Consider the following 19,335-nt stretch of genomic DNA (forward strand, 5'->3'; position numbering starts at 1 on the left):
TCCGTGATCGCCCGGTTCCGTCCGGCGGGAGCCGCTGTCCGGTCGGCCGTCGGGAGGGGCGGCGGTGATGTGCGTGCCGGCTGGTGGCCGCCGGTCCTGTGAGGGTGCTGTGGGGCCGCTACCGGGTCGACAGCGCGCGGGCGATCTCCGCGACCGCCTCCGGGCCCACTCGGCAGCAGCCGCCGATCAGGCGGGCGCCGGCGGCGCGCCAGCGGTCCACCTGGGCCGGGGTGAAGGTGGAGCGGCCGGTCCAGGAGCGGGACCCGGCGTCCCAGGACTCGCCGCTGTTGGGGTAGACCACGACCGGTTTGCCGGTGACCCGGGCGGCCGTGCGCGCCGCGGCCGCCGCGTCGCCGGGCGCGCAGCAGTTCACGCCGACCGCGATCACCTCGTCCGCGTCGGCGGCCAGGGCGAACGCCTCCTCCAGCGGCTGCCCGGCGCGCGTGCGGTCACCGGCGACGGTGTACGAGAGCCAGGCCGGCACCCCCAGCCCGCGCACCGCCCGCAGCAGCGCCCGCGCCTCCTCCGCGTCGGGCACCGTCTCCAGCGCCAGCACGTCGGGCCGGGCGGCGGCCAGCACCTCCAGGCGGGGCCGGTGGAAACGCTCCAGCTCGTCGACGGTGAGCCCGTACCGGCCCCGGTACTCGGAACCGTCGGCGAGCATCGCCCCGTACGGCCCCGCCGACCCGGCCACCCACAACGGCCGTACCACCCCGAGCGCGCGCGCCCGCCGCGCCGCCTCCCGCGCCGACTCCACGCTCAGCCGCATGAGTCCGGCGGCCCGTTCCCGTCCGATCCCCCGCCGCGCGAACCCCTCGAAGGTGGCCTGGTAGCTCGCGGTGATCGCCACGCTCGCCCCCGCCTCGAAGTACGCCAGGTGCGCCTGAGTGACCGCCTCCGGCCGCTCGGCCAGCAGCCGCGCCGACCACAGCTCGTCACTCAGGTCGTACCCGGCCGACTCCAGCTGGTTGGACATACCGCCGTCGAGCACGACCGTCCCGCCGTCGAGCGCGTCGGCGAGGGCGGGGGATGTGACGCTGGGGATGACGCTGTCCATGGCACGACGCTAGCCGATCGGGCCCCGCAGAATTCCCCTGCACGGCCCCGGACGCCCTGACATCATCCCCGTATGACCTCCGCCATACGTCACGTCACGATCGACTGCGCCGACGCCCACGCCCTGGGCACCTTCTGGTCCAAGGTCCTGGACCTTCCGGTGCACGAGGACGACGAGCCGGGTGACGACGAGGCGTTGATCGAGGGCGCCGGCCTGCTCTTCGTCACGGTGCCGGACGCCAAGACCGTCAAGAACCGCGTACACCTGGACCTCCAGCCGCAGGACCGCACCCGCGACGAGGAGGTGGAGCGGCTGCTGGGCCTCGGCGCGACGCTGGTCGCCGACCGCCGCAACCCGGACGGCACGGGCTGGGCGGTGCTCGCCGACCCGGAGGGGAACGAGTTCTGCGTGGAGCGCGGCGCGGGGGAGCGGGCGGGCTGAGCGGAACGGTTCGGCCGGTACCGAAACAACCGGCCCCTAGCGTGGGCCGCATGAGCGAGACCGTCCACGAGACACCCGCCGCAGCCGTCACCTCCATGGTCGACCACGTGCTCGAACTGGCCGCCACCTGGACCGCCTGGGACGGCACGCCCGCCCACGTCGACGGCCGTGTGTACACCCCGCACAAGGCGATCCGCCGCGTCGCCGACCACATGATCGACCACTTGGCCGAAATGGAGGCGCGGCTGGCCGGAGAAGAGCCCCGGCCCGACCGCTGGCACGCCTCCGCGACCACGACCGAGTCCGACCACGCCCCCTTCACCCCCGAGGACCTCGACGAGACGCGCAGTCGTCTGACCCGACTGGCCCGGATCTGGGCCAACCGCCTGGACGCGCTCACCGACGAGCAGCTCGACCACTCGCCGGGCGAGGGCTGGAGCTTCCGCGAACTCGCCCGCCACCTCGCCGGATCCACGTACTACGCGGACGCCGTCGGAGACCTGTCATGACCGCCTTCGCCGACCTCCACCGGGCCGACGAGCCGCTGCTGCTGCCGAACGCCTGGGACCGGGCCTCCGCCCTGTTGCTCGCCGCCCGCGGATTCCCGGCCATCGGCACCACCAGCCTCGGCGTCGCCGCCTCCGCCGGACTGCCCGACGGCGCCGCCGCGACCCGCGAGCTCACCCTCCGCCTCGCACGCGTGCTCGGCTCGCAGCCCTTCCTGCTCTCCGTCGACGCGGAGGGCGGGTTCAGCGAAGACCCGGACGAGGTGGCCGAGTTCGCCCGGCGGCTGTGGGAGGCGGGGGCCCGCGGCATCAACCTGGAGGACGGGCTCGGGCCGCCCGGCCGGCACGCAGCGAAGATCACCGCGGTGAAGTCCGCCGCCCCCGGCCTGTTCGTCAACGCGCGCACGGACACGTACTGGCTGGGCGACGGAGACGTCACGCGGACACTGCGCCGACTCGACCTCTACCAACAGGCGGGCGCCGACGGGGTGTTCGTGCCCGGGCTGACCGAACCCGAGGCGATCGCCGCCCTCGTGGAGCATCTCGGCGCGCCCCTCAACATCCTCTACTCCCCGGCCGGCCCCGCCGTCCCCCACCTCGTCGACCTCGGCGTACGCCGGATCAGCCTCGGCTCCCTGCTGTACCGGGTGGCGCTGGGCGCCGCCGTGGAGGCGATGGCCGCCGTCGCGGACGGGCGCACTCCACGGGACGCCGCTCCCTCGTACGCGGAGGTGCAGGCGCTCAGCGCCCAGGAGGGGCCCGCGAGCGGAGTTCCCCGGCGCACATGAGAGGGCGCGCCGGCGGGATGCCGGCGCGCCCGGGTCAGGGACGGTGCGGGTGTCAGCTCGCGGTGCAGCTGATCGAACCGACCGGGAAGTTGTTGCCCGTGGATGTGGCGGTGAATCCGAAGAAGACACTGCCGTCAGGGGGTACGGTCCGGTTGTAGTCGGCGTTCTTGACCGTGATCGTGCCGTCCCCGGCTGTGGTCAGGTTGCCGTTCCAGGCGCTATTGATCTTGGTACCGGTGCCGGGCTTCCACGTCACCGTCCAGCCGTTCAGCGGTGCCGTGCCGTGGTTCATCACTTCCACGGAACCCTGGAAGCCGCCGCTCCAGGCGTTCTCCACGTTGTACACGGCCATGCAGGAGCCGGTCTGCGGACCGGAGGGCGTCGGGGTCGGGGTCGGGGTCGGAGTGGGAGTCGGGGTCGGAGTGGGCGTCGGGGTCGGGGTCGGGGTGGACGAGCCGGAGTTCCGGATGCCCGTCACCTCGCCGTGGCCGCCGTCGAAGGCGATGTCCGAGCAGGAGAAGAAGTTCTCCTGGCTGTCGGAGCGCACCCACTGGATGAAGAGCAGCGCGTTGCCCGAACGGCCGGAGGGCAGCGGGAGGTTCCAGTAGTAGTGCCCGCCGTCGGTGCCGGGCGACCCCACCTGCGGCGGGTTGCTGACGGTCTGGATCAGGTCCAGGTCGGCCCAGCGCAGCTGGGACGTGGGCGACCAGGAGGGCTTGGTCAGGTAGACGCGGAAGTCACCCGGGTGGGCGGCCCAGTTGCTGTACTGGAGCTCCATCGTGGACCCGGAGGTCAGATGGGTCCTGGGCCAGTCGGCGCGGGCGGCGTTGTAGGCGGAGAAGTCGTACGGCGAGCGGTCGCCCGCGCTGCACAGGGTGCCGTCCGGCACGTAACCCTGGTTCCGGCCACCGGCGTTGGAGTCGAGCACCGCGAACCAGTTGTACAGGGGCGTGGCGCCGCTCTTGTTCATGGCGTCCCGGCACGCGGGGTTCGTCGGGTCGAGACTGCCGGTCGCCGTGCGGGCGTCCACGTAACACAGATACGTGCGCGAACCGGGCATCATCGCCACGCCGTGCGCCTCGGCGCGGCTCTGACCGAGAAGGGTCAGGCCCAGTGCCGCGAGGAGGGTGGCGAAGGCCGCCGCCACCGATAAGAGTCTGCTGCGTCGAGCCACGTTCGGTCCGTCCTTCCTTGTGGGGGTGGTGGTGCGTCTCAGGCGGTGTTGCAGGCAGTGCCGTTGAGGGTGAAGGCGTTCGGTGCGGCGAACGTGCCGCTGTAGGTGCCCTGGAAGCCGAACGTCTGGCTGCCGCCCGGCGCCATCTGCGTGTTGTGCGACAGGGCGGTCGCGGTGACGGCACCCGAGGACGGGTTCACCGTGGCGTTCCAGGCGCTGGTGACGCGCTGTCCGGAGGGCAGGGTGAAGCCGAGCTGCCAGCCGTCCACCGCCGTCGAACCGGTGTTGCGGACGGTGACGTCGGCGGTGAATCCGCCCTGCCAGACGTTCGTGGCGTACGTCACCGAGCAGGCGGTCTGGCCACCGGGGTTGCCGCCCCCGCCGCCACCGTTGCCTCCGCCGCCGTTGCCACCCGTGCGGATCTCCGACGAGAACGACGTCACGGCGAGCCCGGTACCGTTCTGCCAGGGCTCGAAGCCCGCCTGAACGCTCGTCAGGTACCAGTTGGTCTGGGCCAGTTGACGGGAGACCGCCTGCTGGACGAAGTCCATCACGTCGAAGTTCCAGCTGGTGATCGCCGAGGGGGCGACGAAGGACAGCACGTTGTTGGAGCCGTTGCTGCCGGACCACACCTGCCAGGACCGGCCGGCGACCGTGGCCGTGCCGGTCTGCGAACCCACCGGCTGGATCGGCCCGACCTTGTTGAACCAGACCATGATCTCGGTCCGGTTCACCCCGTCCTTGCGGGCCGTCGGGTCCAGCCAGATGTCGTAGGCGGCGTCGTAGACCGCGTCGCTGACATAGCTGTACGAGATGCTGGTGGGCGCGCTGGAGATGGTGTCCAGCCGGGCCGGGAGCGCCGTGCCCGGCGAGCAGTTGGTGTAGTGGCAGCCGTTGTAGACGGACGGGTACGACTTCGGAGCGCCGTTGGTGGCCGCCGAGCCGTCGGCCCGGTTGATCCGGAAGCCGGAGTCCGTGACGGTGATGCACTGGGCGGCGTCGGTGCCCCAGCGGTTGTTCTGGACGACGTAGCGGCCCTGGATCGTGGTCGTTCCGAAGGCGTCGCAGATCTGTGTGTCGGCGCGCGCCGCCGGAGCGGCCGCCAGGAAGGCGGCGATCAGGGCGAGAGCGGTGAGCAGCGCGCACAGTAAGCCGCGCGCGGGGTCGAGCCGATGGGGCAGCAGTCGCATAGGGGCCTCTTCGAGGGCGACGTCGGAGGGAGGAGTGCTCCCGGTTGCGCGTCCATGGGAGCGCTCCCATCATTTTGAATCGGACTATAGGAGCGATGCATGTCCCTGACAAGGCTGTGGGTGAGACAAAAAGCGGATCGGGTAAGTGCCCGGCAGGGGCTCTTACCCGATCCGCGATCGATCACCTACGCGACTAGTGCTTTTTGTGGCGGTGTCCGTGGTGGCACTGGTGCTTGATGGAGGTTCGGTTGGTGGCGGTGTGCGTGGTGGGGTCGCCGCCGCCGCTGACGGTGGCACGGTTGGTGACGTGGTGGGGGGCGTTGCAGGAGACCTCGGCCTTGAGGGTGATGGGCGGGTAGGAGCTCCTGGCGGGCAGCGGGTTGGTGCGTGTGCAAGTGAGGGTTTTCTGGTTGCAGTTCCACCCGGGGCCGCTGATCCCGCGAGCGCGCAGCCCACGCGGAAGGGCGTCGTGGACCGTGACGGTGGTGCCGTCGGTCGGGCCGGGCCCGGCGTTGCGGACGGTGATGGTGTAGGCGCCCCACTTGCCTCGGGTGAGGTGCCCGGTGTGCCTCTTGGTGATGGTCAGCTTGGGTGCGAGGGTGTAGGAGATGACGAGTTGGCCGTTGTTGTTCGCCGTGCCGATCGTGGACAGCGCATAGCTCGTGCCGGTGCCCGTCGGGGTGGCGAAGCTGCTGCCTCCACCACCTCCGCCACCACCCGCCCGGCCGAAACCGCTGGTGCCGGGTGCGGCGGCGCCGCCTCCACCACCGGCGAGGTACCCTCCGCCTCCGCCTCCCCCGGCCCCGGCGGCCACGCAGTTGCCGCCGGTGTTGTTGCCGCCGGTGCCGCCGGTGCCGACCGTGGTGCCCGTGAAGCTGATTCCCGGGTTGCCCGCGGAGGGCGTGCAGCCTCCAGTGGCGGTGCCCGGCGCACCGGGGGAGCCGACGGTCGTGGTGGTGGTGCTGCCGCCCTGCCCGCCGAATCCCGGCGAACCGCCACTGCTGAAGCCTCCGGTGGTGCCGGCGGTGGCATCCGGTGTGCCGCCGTTGCCCCCGGCGCCCCCTGCGGTGGTGCCGGCGAAGGGGGTGCCGCCGGCGGCGCCGCCGCCGCCGGCGACGACGAGGAGGCTGGTGCCGGTGCTGACGCTGGACGCCCCGCCTCCTCCGGGACCATGCCGGAAAGAGCCCGTGGGGTTGCTTGAGCTGCCGCCTGGTGCGCCGCCGTTGTATCCGCCGGCGCCGGATGCCTGGCAGCCTTTGGCGCCGGTGCCGCCGACGTTGACGGTGTAGGTCGTCGGGGCGGTGGTCGTCGGCAGTGTGGTGATGACGCGTCCCGCGGTGCCCCCGGTCCCGGTGAAGCTGCAGACGGTGCCGGTGTTGTCGGCGCCCCCCGCACCGTCCGCGGTGATCGTCACCACCGCCCCCGCCGGGACCGTGTAGGTCTGCGGGGCGCCGGTGAAGGTGAACATCTGTGTCACTGGTGTGGGCGCCGCCCGCACCCGCGCCGCAGCCGCGGCCACCGGCGGGGCGCTCACGGCCAGCAGCGCCATTCCGGTGAGCACCGCACACCCCGCAGACACCGCACCGTGATTCCACCCACCCTCACCCCGGACACCGTCTCGGGCCGCCGGCACCCGACTGACCCAACGCCGCAGCAGAGCGTCACGTTGACGCTGACAAGCATTCATCTACGGGTCAAACCCCTTCTCTCACGGCGAGGCACTTCGCGTGCAAGCGCGCGGCCGTACACCTGACGGGCTAAAAAGCGACAAACCGTATTAAACGCCCATACGAGATCATTTTGTGATCACGGTGATACGAGAGGGGCTGCGTGTCGGGAGTGGATCGACGTTAACGCTGCTCCGGTGTTTTTCGGCGAGGACTACCAGGACCCCACAAGGCGGTCCGCGAACGCCTCAGGGTGCTGGACGGCGCCGATGTGTCCACCGGGGAATTCCGCGAAGCCGGCGCCGTACCGCTCGGCGAGGAACGCGGCGGTGCGGTGCAGGAGCCGGCCTCGGGAGTCGGCGCCGGCGGCGAGTGTGAGAGGCGCCGAGGGAGGGACCGCGGGCGGTACGTGGGAAGTGAACGGAATGAGCACATGGGCGAGGAAGAGCGCCATCGGGGAGGACAACTCGCCATCACGGGAGAGGGGTTGGCCGTCCCGGCCGTCCTCTCCCGCCTCCCGTTCCTCCAGCACGGCGGCGAGCCGCGCTCCCGCGGCCTGCGGGCCCGCCGCGCGGTACGTGTCGTACACCTCTTGGAACCGCTCCCGCTGCCGTGCCCCGTCCGGCAGTGCCGCCACGCTCGGAGGTTCGTGCGCGACGACGTGCCGCAGCCGTCCGGGGTGACGGGCCAGCAGGTCCAGGGCTGCGATGCCACCGGAGCTGGTGCCGAGGACGTAGGCCGACTCCCCGTCGGGCAGGACCTCGTCGAGCACCCGGCGTGCCCCGTCGCTCCACTCCTCGACCCGCTGGTCGGTGACGGGCTGCCCGAGCCGTCCGTGGGCGAGGCCCAGCGGGTCGTAGGTCACGACCGTGAAGCGCTGGGCGAGATGCGCCGTCATCCGGTCCAGCCCCATGGGATGCCCGGCCCCACCGGGGATGACGAGCAGCACGGGCCCGCTGCCGGACACGTCGAAGCAGAGGTCACTCATGCGCGGCGAACCCTGTGAACTCCGACCAGGCGGTGGGGGAGAGGGTGAGCTGAGCACCGGCGGTGTTCTTGGAGTCGCGGACATGGATGGCGGCGGGGCAGGCGGCCACCTCGACGCAGTCGCCGTCCCCGCTGCTGCTGTAGCTGCTTTTGAACCAGGCCAGTTCATCGGTGCTCATAGCGCTCCTCGCGTTCGCTCCAGCAGGTTCCGGGTGTCGCCCGGAGAAAGAGCCTGTGAGCGCAGTTTCGCATAACGCATGTGGAGCACACTGATCGATTTCGGGTCCACGAGGAGTTGGCCGCTTCGCTGTCCTTCGCAGTACGCGAACCACTCGTGCTCCGGTGCCTCCAACAACTGGATGGGACCGGCCATACCTGCGTGGGCGCCCAGCGCCAAGGGCAGCAACTGCAGCTCGATGTTGCGAGGCTTCGTGACCTCCAGCATGTGGTCGATCAGTTCACGCCTGACGTCCGGGCCGCCGGTCGCCCGGTGGATGACGTACTCCTCCACGATGAAGCTGTACGCCGTGTTGGGCCGTTCCACCAACAGGCGCTGGCGCTCCTCCCGAGCAGCGAGCTGAGCTTCGACCTGGGAGTCGGTCAGCACGGGAACTTGTTCGTCAAACAAGGTGCGCGCATACGCCTCCGTCTGCAAAAGCCCGGGCACCAGCCGGTTCTCGAAGGTGTAGAGGCTGATCGCCTGCTCCTCCAGTTCCGCCCACTGGCGGAACCAGGACGCCAGCCCCTTCTCCCGGCCGACGTGCTTGTACACGCCCTTCAGCGCGCCGAAGGCGTCCAGTACCTCCTCCGCGCGCTCGACGAACACGCGGGGCGGGAAGCGTCGTCCCTGCTCGATCGACGCCACGGTCCCCGGCTGGTAGCCGACGAGCGGGGCGTAGTCCTCCTGAGTGAAGCCCGCCCGTTTGCGGAAGGCCTTGTGTGCCGCCCCGAACGCCTTCATGCTGTCCGACGGTTCGGGCTCGCCGGTGGTCGTGGCCGTGTTGGTGCTGGTGGTTCCGGTCATGGCAGGTACCCCCCGAGTCCGCTGAAGTTCCCAACCCCGCGAGGACACCCAGGGTCACGCCCGGTGACGCCCACTGTCCATGGCGTGAACTCCTACAGTGCGCAGCGTACGAGCGCCGTGACTGGTCCGGCCCGCGTGACCTGCGGAACCGTCGGGCCATGCACGCAGACCCCCGGCTCCAGGAGCCCGTCACCGTACGTATGTTCAGTCAGTTGTTCAGCTGCACGCCGCGAGGTGCCCGGCTCGCGCGGCGGCTCGTGGCGCACCGGATGGACGCCTGGGGTTTCCCGTACGGCGGCGAGGCGGGCGAGAACGTGACCCTGGTGGTCGCCGAACTCGCCGCCAACGCCGTGCGGCACGGCCGCGTCCCCGGGCGGGACTTCCGCGTCCGGCTGCTGTGGGAGGGCGCGGTCGTCCGCGTGGAGGTGGCCGACGCGCGGACCGAACGGCTCCCGGTGCTGCGGGAGCCGGACGGCGAGGGCGGGCGCGGGCTTGTGCTGGTGGCGGCCGTGTCCGAGCGGTGGGGCGTGGAGCCGCGGGCGGGCCGTGCCTCCTGCAAAGTGGTGTGGGCGGAGGTACGGGTCACGGGGTCAGGAGGTCCGCGAGGAAGGCGTTCGTGAACTTCCCGGCCGGGTCCAACTCCCGTGCCAGGACGCGGAAGTCGTCCATGCGCGGGTACCGGTCGCGCAGTGCGGCCGACGGTGTGGTGAACACCTTGCCCCAGTGCGGGCGGGGGTCGAGGTCCGCCAGAGCATCCTCCAGCCGGCGCACGACCGGCAGTACGGCGGCCGTGTCCTCGATCCAGGTGAAGTGCGCGGCGACGGTGTCCCGGCCGTAGGAGGGGCTCAGCCACTGCTCGTCGGCGGCGACGGTGCGGATCTCGCACGTCTGGAGCACCGGGGCGACCGTCTCCCGGATCCCGTCGATCGCGTGCAGGACGTCGAGGGCGTACCGGCGCGGCAGCAGGTACTCCGACTGCAGCTCGGCGCCGCTGCTCGGGGTGAACTCGGCCCGGAAGTGCGGGAGTCGCTCGTGCCAGGGTCCGGGCACGCCGAACTGCCGGGTGCAGTTCTCCGCGGGCATGCCCGGCACCGGGTGCAGCGCGACCTTGGCCGGTACCGCCCAGGGGAAGGCGGGCAGCGGCTGGTCGGTGCGCCGCTTGAGCCATACCTGGCGGAAGCCCGGGTCGCGCCAGTCGGTGAACAGGCTGACGCTGTACGCGGCGGCCGCCACCGTCTCGTAGTCCAGCCCCTCCAGGGGGAGTTCGGTGAACAGATGCTGTTCGACCTCGTAGGCGGGCTCCAGGTCCAGGGTGAGCGCGGTGACCACGCCGAGCGCGCCGAGGGAGGTGACGGCTCCGCCGAACCGCGGGTCGTCCCGGCCGATGACGACCGTCGAGCCGTCCGCGGTGACGATCTCCACCTCCCGCACGGCGGCGGCCAGCGGACCGTTGTCCACGCCGGAGCCGTGGGTGCCGGTCGCCACCGAGCCGGCCACGGAGATGTGCGGCAGGGAGGCCATGTTGGGCAGGGCGAGGTTGTGCGCGTGCACCCGGCGGGCCAGCTCCGCGTACCGCAGACCGCCGCCCACCCGGACCGTGCGGGCCGCCGTGTCGACGTCCGCCTCGGCGGGCAGCGCCTCCAGGGAGAGAAGTGTGCCCCCGGCGCCGGGGTCGGCGATCTCGTTGAAGGAGTGCCCGCTGCCCAGCACCCGCACCCGCGCACTGCGGGCGACCAGCTCCCGTACCGCGTCGAGCGAGCCCGGCCGGTCCACCTCCGCGGCGCTGTAGGTGATGTTCCCCGCCCAGTTGGTCACGGTCGTCCCGGTCATCCCGCTGTTCCTCCCCCTCACGCCACGGCCCGCCGGGCCACCGGAGGGAACCTACCCGACGGCCGCCGGGCAGTGGTTCACGGCGTCCGTGCGGGGGACCCGGCACGACCCGCGCGCGAGCGTAGGCATACCGTGAGATGTCGTACACGCGAGTCGGGAGGAGTCAACGGCATGGACAGCCGTACCGAGCTGGTCGAGGATCTGATGGAGCGCTTCCCGCACGTGCCGCGGGAGGCCGTCTTCAAGGAGGACCTGCTCCGGGGCGGTGTGGCCTTCGACCCGTCCGCGCTGAGTGACAACGAGAGCGGCGAGGTCAAGCCGAAGTCGTACTTCATCTTCTCCTTCGACCACGGCACCCTGCCCGAGCTGGGGGAGGCCGCGCTGCGGCGGCCGCCGGAGGAGATCATCCTCACCGGCGGACCGTACGACCTGCGGCGGACCGTCGTCTCCGTACGGGTGAATCCCGCCTCGCCGTACCGTGTGGCCGCCGACGACGAGGGGCTGCTCGGCCTCTACCTCGACGGGAAGCGGATCGCCGACGTCGGTGTGCCGCCCATGCCCGAGTACTACCGGCACAAGCTGTCCAACGGGAAGTCCGTGATGGAGGTCGCCCCGACCATCCAGTGGGGCTACCTGATCTACCTCACCGTCTTCCGGGTCTGCCAGTACTTCGGCGCCAAGGAGGAGTGCCAGTACTGCGACATCAACCACAACTGGCGCCAGCACAAGGCGGCCGGCCGGCCCTACACCGGCGTCAAGGACGTCGAGGAGGTCCTGGAGGCGCTGGAGATCATCGACCGGTACGACACCCAGAAGGCGTCCACCGCCTACACCCTCACCGGTGGCGCCGTCACCTCCAAGGTGGCGGGCCGCGACGAGGCCGACTTCTACGGCCACTACGCCAAGGCCATCGAGGAGCGCTTCCCGGGCCGCTGGATCGGCAAGGTCGTCGCGCAGGCGCTGCCGAAGCCGGACGTGCAGCGGTTCAAGGACTACGGCGCGCAGATCTACCACCCCAACTTCGAGGTGTGGGACCGACGTCTTTTCGAGCTGTACTGCCCGGGCAAGGAGCGCTACGTCGGCCGCGACGAGTGGCACCGCCGCATCCTGGACTCCGCCGAGGTGTTCGGCGCGCGCAATGTGATCCCCAACTTCGTGGCGGGCGTGGAGATGGCCGAGCCCTTCGGCTTCACCACCGTCGACGAGGCCATCGCGTCCACCACCGAGGGCCTGCGCTTCTTCATGTCGCACGGCATCACGCCCCGCTTCACCACCTGGTGCCCGGAGCCCACCACCCCGCTGGGCAAGGCCAACCCGCAGGGCGCGCCGCTGGAGTACCACATCCGGCTGCTTGAGGCCTACCGCGCCACGATGGACGACTTCGGCCTCTCCTCGCCTCCCGGCTACGGCCCGGCCGGCCCCGGGAACGCGGTCTTCTCGGTCAGCTCCTTCATGGACAGCCTGCCGGCGGCGGAGGAGACGCCCCAGGAGACCGAGGCTGCGGCCCGGTAGTCATCCGCGGTGCGTTTTCGGGTCCCGTGAGCCGAATGGGGGCTTCGGTCCTTACTACGGAGCGGAGTTGAGGACCGCGGGATCCGTCACGACAATTGCATACGCGGCTTGTCAGTTGTGTCAAAGGCGTGAAAAGCTCGTGCTCTGCCGCGAGGTTCCCCCCAACTTCTCCCTGAGTGCAGAGAGTTGACCTCGCCCGTGGATGCAGGAGACCCATGCCCGACCTGCCGAGCCCCAAGGACGCGACCGAGGCCGCGCTGCTTGCCGAGTGCTGGGACGCCGTGCTCTCCTACGCCGACCTGTGCACGGCCGGCTCCTTTGCGGCCGGGCAACTGGCCGAGGAGGCCTTCGCGGCGGGCGTGCGCGAGGTACGGGCCGCCGAGGCCGGTGCGTCCCGGGGCCGCCGTACGCCCCGGCTGCCCGCGATCCCGCTGACGCTGGCCGCCGTGCGCGCCACCGCCGCGTCCTGGGAGGCCGGCGGACTCGGCGACCGGCTCGCCCCGGACCTGCGGCTGTGGCTCAACTCCGACAAGGCCGCCCGCTACAGCGGCCCGCCGCCGCACCGTCCGCTCGCCCTGCGCACCCTGCGGGACCTCCAGGAACCGGATGCCGCGCTGCTGTGGCTGGCCGAGGTGGAGGCGCTGCCGTCGACCGTGGTGGCCCGCCGGCTGGGCCTCGATCCCGCGCTCGTGTCCGAGGAACTCGACCAGGTGCGGGCCCTGTTCCGGGACCGCTGCCGCCGCAACCACCTCGACACCCCGATGGACGCGGAGTGCCGCGGCTACGCGGGGCTGCTGGACGCGGTCACCCGTCCCGCGTCCGCCGCCGAGACCCCCGAGGACCTCTCCCGGCACCTCGCCACCTGCGAGGGGTGTGCCCAGGCCGCCGCCTGCCTGCGGCCGCACGGCGGCGGACTGCCCGCCGCGCTGGCCGGCGGCGTCATCGGCTGGGGCGGCCTGGCCTATCTGGAGCGCCGCCGCCGGGCCGCCGAGGTGCGCCTCGGCGCCCACCGCTCCGCGGCGGCGGACACCGGCGGGGAGCCGCAGGATGGTGCCGCTCGGGCGCGGGTCGTGCGCGGCGGCCTGCTCGCGGCGGCGGTCGCCCTGTCCGGGCTGGCGCTGGCCGTGTCGATGATGCCGTTCGACGGTTCCGCGAACGACGCCGTGCATGGTGAGGCCGGCCGTCAGCCGGTCGCCGACGGCCGCCAGGCCGACGACCCGGTCGCCGCCCCGCCCGCCGCCGACCCCTTGCCGTCCGCGTCCGTTGCGCCCTCGGTGTCCGCGGCCCACGAATCGTCCGCGAGCGGCGCGGCGACCCGGTCCGGCCGTGAGAACCCCGACCCGGAGCCGCAGGGCACGGCCTCTGCCACCGCCGACGGGGGCGACTCGCCCGATCCCGCGACGGACGGGCCAGGGGCGGGCGACCCGGCGACGGGCGGGCGGGGAAGCGGCGGGACGGGGGCCTGCCGGGTCGACTACGACCTGACGTACCAGTGGACCGACGGTTTCCAGGCCAAGGTCACGGTCACCACCGCCCGCTCCCTGGACGCCTGGCGCGTCGCCTGGTCCTTCCCCGATGGGCAGCAGGTCGGCCAGATGTGGGACGCGACCGTCGCCCAGAACGGCTCCCGCGTCACCGCCACGGCCGCCGAATACAACAAGTCCGTCCCGGCGAACGGCACCCTGTCCTTCGGCTTCCTCGGCACCTGGCACGGCCACAACTCCACGCCGTACGACTTCACGCTCAACGGCCACAGCTGCGCGACGGCCTGACCCCAGGACCCGTGAGCGGCCCGACGGCGTGACGTCCGACGGCGTGACGTCCGGCGGCGTGACGTCCGGCGGCGTGACGTCCGGCGGCGTGACGTCCGGCGGCGTGACGTCCGGCGGCGTGACGTCCGGCGGCGTGATGTTCCGGCGGTCCGGCGGCCCGCTCCGAGGAGTGACCCGAACGGCCCTGTCGGGTACCCGGGCGGGGCATGGAGGGTGGGAGCGTGTGCCACCGGCACGCGGTACCCCCGACCCGCACGCGGTACCCCCGACCGCTGTCCCGACCCGGAAGGAAATCCGATGTCCGTCGAGACGCAGCAGGCAGCCGCCGGGCTCACGGAGGAGGAGCTCGCGACGCTGGACGCCCACTGGCGCGCCGCGAACTACCTCTCCGTGGGCCAGATCTACCTCATGGGCAACCCGCTGCTGGCCGAACCGCTGCGCCCGGAACACATCAAGCCGCGCCTGCTCGGCCACTGGGGCACCTCGCCCGGCCTCAACCTGGTCCACACCCACCTCAACCGCGTCATCAAGGCCCGTGACCTGAACGCCGTGTGCATCTGGGGGCCGGGCCACGGCGGGCCCGCCGTGCTCGCCAACTCCTGGCTGGAGGGCTCGTACACCGAGACCTATCCGGACGTCACCCGGGACACGTCCGGCATGGCGCGGCTGTTCAAGCAGTTCTCCTTCCCCGGCGGGGTGCCCAGCCACGTCGCCCCCGAGACACCGGGCTCCATCCACGAGGGCGGCGAACTCGGCTACTCCCTCTCCCACGCCTACGGCGCCGCGCTCGACAACCCGGACCTGGTCGTCGCCTGCGTGATCGGCGACGGCGAGGCGGAGACCGGCCCGCTGGCCGCGTCCTGGCACTCCAACAAGTTCCTCGACCCGGTCCACGACGGAGCGGTCCTGCCGATCCTCCACCTCAACGGCTACAAGATCGCCAACCCCACAGTCCTGGCCCGCCTCCCCGAGGCGGAACTCGACGAACTGCTCAGGGGCTACGGCCACGACCCGATCCACGTCACCGGCGACGACCCGGCCGTCGTGCACCGCGCCATGGCCGCGGCCATGGACACCGCGCTCGACCGTATCGCCGCCTTCCAGCGTGCCGCCCGCACCGGCGCTGCCACGGAACGGCCCCGCTGGCCCATGATCGTGCTGCGCACCCCCAAGGGCTGGACCGGACCCGCCGAGGTCGACGGGCTGCCCGTGGAGGGCACCTGGCGCTCCCACCAGGTCCCGCTCGCCGGTGTCCGGGACAACCCCGAGCACCTGCGGCAGCTGGAGCGGTGGCTGCGCTCGTACCGCCCCGAGGAACTGTTCGACGAGCACGGCACCCCGCGCCCCGCCGTGCTCTCCTGCGTCCCGCACGGCACCCGCCGGCTCGGCGCCACCCCGCACGCCAACGGCGGGCTCCTGCTGCGCGAACTGCCCCTGCCCCCGCTGGAGAAGTACGCCGTCGAGGTCGACAAGCCCGGCGCCACCCTGCACGAGCCCACCCGTGTCCTCGGCGACCTGCTCGAGGACGTCATGGCCGCCACCACCGACCGGCGCGACTTCCGGCTCGTCGGCCCGGACGAGACCGCCTCCAACCGCCTCCAGGCCGTCTACGGCGCCAGCGGCAAGGCCTGGCAGGCCCTGACCCTGCCGGTGGACGAGCACCTCGACCCGCACGGCCGGGTCATGGAGATCCTGTCCGAACACACCTGCCAGGGCTGGCTGGAGGGCTACCTCCTCACCGGCCGGCACGGACTGTTCTCCTGCTACGAGGCCTTCGTGCACATCGTTGACTCGATGGTCAACCAGCACATCAAATGGCTGCGCGTCACCCGCCGGCTGCCCTGGCGGGCCCCCATCGCTTCGTTCAACTACCTGCTGACCTCGCACGTGTGGCGCCAGGACCACAACGGCTTCTCCCACCAGGACCCCGGCTTCGTCGACCACATCCTGAACAAGAGCCCCGAAGCGGTCCGGGTCTACTTCCCGCCGGACGCCAACACCCTGCTCTCCGTGGCCGACCACGCGCTGCGCAGCCGCGACTACGTCAACGTGATCGTCGCCGGCAAGCAGCCCTGCTTCGACTGGCTCTCCATGGAGCAGGCCACGGTGCACTGCGCGCGCGGCGCCGGCATCTGGGAGTGGGCCGGCACCGAGGACGGCGACCGCGAACCGGACGTGGTGCTGGCCTGCGCGGGCGACGTGCCGACCCAGGAGGTGCTGGCCGCCGCCCAGCTGCTGCGCCGGCACCTGCCCGACCTGGCCGTGCGCGTGGTCAACGTCGTGGACATCGCCCGCCTGCTGCCCAGCGGGGAGCATCCGCACGGGATGACCGACTTCGAGTACGACGGGCTGTTCACCCGGGACAAGCCGGTGATCTTCGCCTACCACGGCTACCCGTGGCTGATCCACCGACTCGCCTACCGCCGGGCCGGCCACCCCCACCTGCACGTGCGCGGCTACAAGGAGATCGGCACCACGACCACGCCGTTCGACATGGTGGTGAGCAACGACCTGGACCGCTACCGCCTGGTCATGGACGTCATCGACCGCGTCCCCGGCCTCGCGGTGCGCGCCGCGGCCGTCCGCCAGCGGATGGAGGACACCCGGCTGCGCCACCACGCCTGGATCAGGGAGCACGGCGTGGACCTGCCCGAGGTGGCGGACTGGTCCTGGGACGGCTGACCGGGACGCCGCCCTCCGGCGCGCGGGGCGGCCGGCAGGATCCCATCCCGGGCGTGCGCGGACCAGGGCCGACCGGCCCTGGTCCGCGCACGCGCTTCGGGGAAGGATCCTTGAGGAAAGCCGACACATCACAAGGAGCGACCGATGGCGGACCGCGAGCAGGCCGGACCCGACACCCCGATCCGGGTCTTCCTCCTCGACGACCACGAGGTGGTACGGCGCGGGGTGCACGACCTGCTGAACGACGAACCGGACATCACGGTGGTCGGCGAGGCCGCCACCGCCGATCAGGCGCTGGTGCGCGTCCCCGCCCTGCGACCGGACGTCGCGGTGCTCGACGTCCGGCTGCCGGACGGCGACGGCGTGACCGTCTGCCGCGAGCTGCGCTCCCGCCTGCCGGAACTGGCCTGCCTGATGCTGACCTCGTTCGACGACGAGGAGGCGCTGCTGGACTCGATCATGGCGGGTGCCTCCGGCTATGTGCTGAAGCAGATCCGGGGCTCGGACCTGGTCTCGGCGGTGCGCACGGTGGCGAGCGGCCAGTCGCTGCTCGACCCCAGCGCCACCACGAAGCTGATGGCCCGGCTGCGGGGCGGACAGCAGCCGGAGGAGGAGCCGGACACGCTGCCCGGCCTGACCGACCGGGAACGGGAGATCCTGGCCCTGATCGGCGAGGGACTGACCAACCGCCAGATCGGCCAGCGCCTCTACCTGGCCGAGAAGACGGTGAAGAACCACATCTCCCGTCTGCTCGCCAAGCTCGGCGTGGAGCGGCGCATCCAGGCCGCCGTCATCGCCACCCAGGCCAAGGACCGGCTGCGCGGGACCTCCTGACCGGGACCTGACCGGGGCCAGACCGGGACCTCCTGACCGGGACCTCCCGGCCTACGTCCGGCGGTGCCGGTGCCTTATGCGTGGCCGGTGTGTCCGCCGGTGTCGTCGGACCGGTAGATGATGTCGGTGCTCACCGACACCACGCCGTCGACCCCGCCGCACAGCCGCTCGATCACCGCGATGAGGCTCCTGGCCCGCACGGTCCCCTTCAGCGAGACCCGGCCGTCGGACACCGCGACCGTCACGTCCGCCGGGGTGAGCCCCAGGGTCCGCGCGAGCACGTCCTCGGTGATCTCCTCGAAGATGGCCTCGTCGCGCCGGAGGAAGACCCGCAGCAGGTCGCCGCGGCTGACGACGCCCACGAGGGTGCCGCCCTCGTCGACCACGGGCAGCCGCTTGACCCGGTGCGCGTCCATCAGGCGCGCGGCCTCCACGACGGTCCACTCGGGGCGCGCGCACACGGCCGGTGCCGTCATCAGGTCCTCGGCGGTGCCGGCGGCGGAGCCACCGTGCCCGGCGCCCTCCGCCCGCGTTCCGGGCAGCAGGCCGGCCGGGTCCGGGCGCCCGGCCACCGTGCGCAGCAGGTCCGCCTCGGAGACCACCCCGACGGGACGGTCCGACTCGTCGACCACGGGCACGGCCGTCACCTCGTTGTCGGCCAGCACCCTGGCGACCTGCTTGAACGGGGTGTCCCGGCGGACCCGGACGACTCCGCGGGTCATGAGGTCCTCCACCGTACGGTGTCGCATGACGTCTCTCCCTTCGGTCCGCCCGACCGGTTCGCGTGCGCCGGCCGCGCTTCACGCGCGGGCCCGCACTCTCCAGGGTGGCGGCGGCACACCCGGGCGGGCTTGGGCCCCTCGTGTACGGGGACGGCGCCGTTCGTCCCTTTTGCGAGGGACCTCGGGCCCGTTGGTGCGGGCGGCGGGGCCGGGCGATCCTGGAGGGCGGACCCCCTTCAGGGAGGCATGGCCATGCACGCTCAGCTGGGCGACCGACTGGTCGTCGAAAGCCCGGTCACCGGCGACGTCCGGCGTGACGGCGAGATCGTCGGCCTGCACCACGAGGACGGCACCCCGCCGTACGACGTGCGCTGGTCCGACACCGGCGAGATCACGCTGGTGTTCCCGGGGCCGGACGCGCACGTCCGGCACCCGGGGGAGGACGAGGAGACCACGGCCGGCGGACAGGCCCCCGCGGAACCCTCCGGCGCCGGGCCGGGCCGGCCGGGGGACTTCGGCAGGCGTCTGGCGGCCGCCCGCAGGAAGCGGGGACTGAGCCTGGAGGAGACGGCGGGCCGGGCCCGGATGTCCCCGCAGTACCTCGCCTATCTCGAGCAGCGCCCGTCGGCGCCGGGGATGGGGACCGTCGTGCGGCTGGCCGACGCGCTGGACACGACACTGATCACGCTGAGCGGCGGCGACCAGGACCTGCCGCCCGGGCAGGGACAGGCGCTGCTCCACCCCCGGCTGACCGACCTCGGCCCGGACGAGTGCCGGGCGCTGCTGTCGACGCACGGAGTGGGGCGTGTCGCGCTGACCGGCCCGGACGGGCCCGCCGTCCTCCCGGTCAACTACGACGTGGTGGACGACTCGCTCGTCTTCCGCACCGAGCCCGACGCGGCCCCCGCCGCGGCCGTCGGCCACGAGGTGGCCTTCGAGGTGGACCAGGTCGACGAGACGATGAGCCAGGGCTGGAGCGTGCTGGCGGTCGGCCGCGCGGAAGCGGTCACGGACGCCGAAGCGGTGCGCCGGCTGGAGCAGCGGGTCCACTCCGACCCCTGGGCGGGCGGGCCGCGGACCCTCTGGGTGCGTATCCGCCCCGCTCGTCTGACGGGACGCCGCATCACTCCCGCGGACGGGTGAGCGGGG

General features: G+C 72.2%; 18 protein-coding genes. 9 read left to right on the plus strand and 9 right to left on the minus strand.

The annotated features are described in order from the left end of the window. Positions 1-118 precede the first annotated feature (118 nt). Entirely contained in the window at positions 119-1,057 is a 939-nt protein-coding gene (gene mmuM, locus ACWC91_RS17500; protein ID WP_450725956.1) for a homocysteine S-methyltransferase, read from the minus strand. A gap of 72 nt (positions 1,058-1,129) precedes the next feature. Here mmuM and ACWC91_RS17505 point away from each other — a divergent pair, with 72 nt between their 5' ends. Genes ACWC91_RS17505 through ACWC91_RS17515 form a run of 3 tightly spaced genes read left to right on the plus strand, consistent with a single transcriptional unit; the run spans position 1,130 to position 2,792 of the window. Continuing rightward, complete coding sequence (locus ACWC91_RS17505; protein ID WP_141357106.1) at positions 1,130-1,498, plus strand: VOC family protein; 369 nt, start codon at positions 1,130-1,132, stop codon at positions 1,496-1,498. A 50-nt stretch (positions 1,499-1,548) separates the two neighbouring features. Then, positions 1,549-2,007, plus strand: coding sequence for a hypothetical protein (locus tag ACWC91_RS17510; protein ID WP_225078340.1), 459 nt, complete (start codon positions 1,549-1,551; stop codon positions 2,005-2,007). Next, a complete protein-coding gene (locus ACWC91_RS17515) occupies positions 2,004-2,792 on the plus strand; it encodes an isocitrate lyase/PEP mutase family protein (protein ID WP_450642608.1) in 789 nt (262 codons plus the stop codon). The genes ACWC91_RS17510 and ACWC91_RS17515 overlap by 4 nt, the downstream gene beginning before the upstream one ends. Before the next feature lie 52 nt (positions 2,793-2,844). Here the strand turns inward: ACWC91_RS17515 and ACWC91_RS17520 are convergent, their stop codons facing one another. The 6 genes from ACWC91_RS17520 to ACWC91_RS17545 form a co-directional block, all read right to left on the minus strand. After that, positions 2,845-3,966: a lytic polysaccharide monooxygenase auxiliary activity family 9 protein gene (locus tag ACWC91_RS17520; protein ID WP_450642609.1), complete on the minus strand. Its 1,122-nt coding sequence runs from the start codon at positions 3,964-3,966 to the stop codon at positions 2,845-2,847. Between the two features lie 38 nt (positions 3,967-4,004). Further along, entirely contained in the window at positions 4,005-5,156 is a 1,152-nt protein-coding gene (locus ACWC91_RS17525; protein WP_225078337.1) for a GH12 family glycosyl hydrolase domain-containing protein, read from the minus strand. Between the two features lie 193 nt (positions 5,157-5,349). Next, positions 5,350-6,717, minus strand: coding sequence for a hypothetical protein (locus ACWC91_RS17530; RefSeq protein WP_281155517.1), 1,368 nt, complete (start codon positions 6,715-6,717; stop codon positions 5,350-5,352). A gap of 320 nt (positions 6,718-7,037) precedes the next feature. Then, the gene (locus ACWC91_RS17535; RefSeq protein ID WP_225078336.1) at positions 7,038-7,811 is read right to left on the minus strand and encodes an alpha/beta fold hydrolase; all 774 of its coding nucleotides are present in this window, start codon (positions 7,809-7,811) and stop codon (positions 7,038-7,040) included. Further along, complete coding sequence (locus tag ACWC91_RS17540; protein ID WP_141357093.1) at positions 7,804-7,989, minus strand: DUF397 domain-containing protein; 186 nt, start codon at positions 7,987-7,989, stop codon at positions 7,804-7,806. Before ACWC91_RS17540 ends, ACWC91_RS17535 begins: the two co-directional genes overlap by 8 nt. Then, positions 7,986-8,834 (minus strand): helix-turn-helix domain-containing protein, encoded by an 849-nt coding sequence (locus ACWC91_RS17545; RefSeq protein ID WP_225078335.1) that lies wholly within the window; start codon positions 8,832-8,834, stop codon positions 7,986-7,988. The genes ACWC91_RS17540 and ACWC91_RS17545 overlap by 4 nt, the downstream gene beginning before the upstream one ends. Positions 8,835-8,992: 158 nt before the next feature. Here ACWC91_RS17545 and ACWC91_RS17550 point away from each other — a divergent pair, with 158 nt between their 5' ends. Continuing rightward, complete coding sequence (locus ACWC91_RS17550) at positions 8,993-9,454, plus strand: ATP-binding protein (RefSeq protein ID WP_225078334.1); 462 nt, start codon at positions 8,993-8,995, stop codon at positions 9,452-9,454. Here the strand turns inward: ACWC91_RS17550 and ACWC91_RS17555 are convergent. Continuing rightward, positions 9,417-10,664 (minus strand): FAD-binding protein, encoded by a 1,248-nt coding sequence (locus ACWC91_RS17555; RefSeq protein ID WP_225078333.1) that lies wholly within the window; start codon positions 10,662-10,664, stop codon positions 9,417-9,419. The genes ACWC91_RS17550 and ACWC91_RS17555 overlap by 38 nt on opposite strands. Before the next feature lie 171 nt (positions 10,665-10,835). Between ACWC91_RS17555 and ACWC91_RS17560 the strand changes: the two genes are divergently transcribed. From ACWC91_RS17560 to ACWC91_RS17575, 4 genes are all read left to right on the plus strand, one after another. Continuing rightward, positions 10,836-12,176: a radical SAM protein gene (locus ACWC91_RS17560; protein WP_450642612.1), complete on the plus strand. Its 1,341-nt coding sequence runs from the start codon at positions 10,836-10,838 to the stop codon at positions 12,174-12,176. A gap of 215 nt (positions 12,177-12,391) precedes the next feature. Beyond that, positions 12,392-13,948 (plus strand): cellulose binding domain-containing protein, encoded by a 1,557-nt coding sequence (locus ACWC91_RS17565; protein ID WP_450642613.1) that lies wholly within the window; start codon positions 12,392-12,394, stop codon positions 13,946-13,948. A gap of 297 nt (positions 13,949-14,245) precedes the next feature. Continuing rightward, complete coding sequence (locus ACWC91_RS17570; RefSeq protein ID WP_450642615.1) at positions 14,246-16,630, plus strand: phosphoketolase family protein; 2,385 nt, start codon at positions 14,246-14,248, stop codon at positions 16,628-16,630. A 144-nt stretch (positions 16,631-16,774) separates the two neighbouring features. Beyond that, positions 16,775-17,464, plus strand: coding sequence for a response regulator (locus tag ACWC91_RS17575; protein WP_225078329.1), 690 nt, complete (start codon positions 16,775-16,777; stop codon positions 17,462-17,464). Positions 17,465-17,538: 74 nt separating this feature from the next. On the opposite strand, the gene ACWC91_RS17580 is transcribed toward ACWC91_RS17575, so the two are convergent. After that, positions 17,539-18,213, minus strand: coding sequence for a CBS domain-containing protein (locus ACWC91_RS17580; RefSeq protein ID WP_225078328.1), 675 nt, complete (start codon positions 18,211-18,213; stop codon positions 17,539-17,541). A gap of 225 nt (positions 18,214-18,438) precedes the next feature. Here ACWC91_RS17580 and ACWC91_RS17585 point away from each other — a divergent pair, with 225 nt between their 5' ends. Continuing rightward, entirely contained in the window at positions 18,439-19,329 is an 891-nt protein-coding gene (locus ACWC91_RS17585; RefSeq protein WP_225078327.1) for a pyridoxamine 5'-phosphate oxidase family protein, read from the plus strand. The last annotated feature ends 6 nt before the right edge of the window (positions 19,330-19,335 follow it).

It is taken from the genome of Streptomyces sp. NPDC001204 (assembly GCF_053598035.1).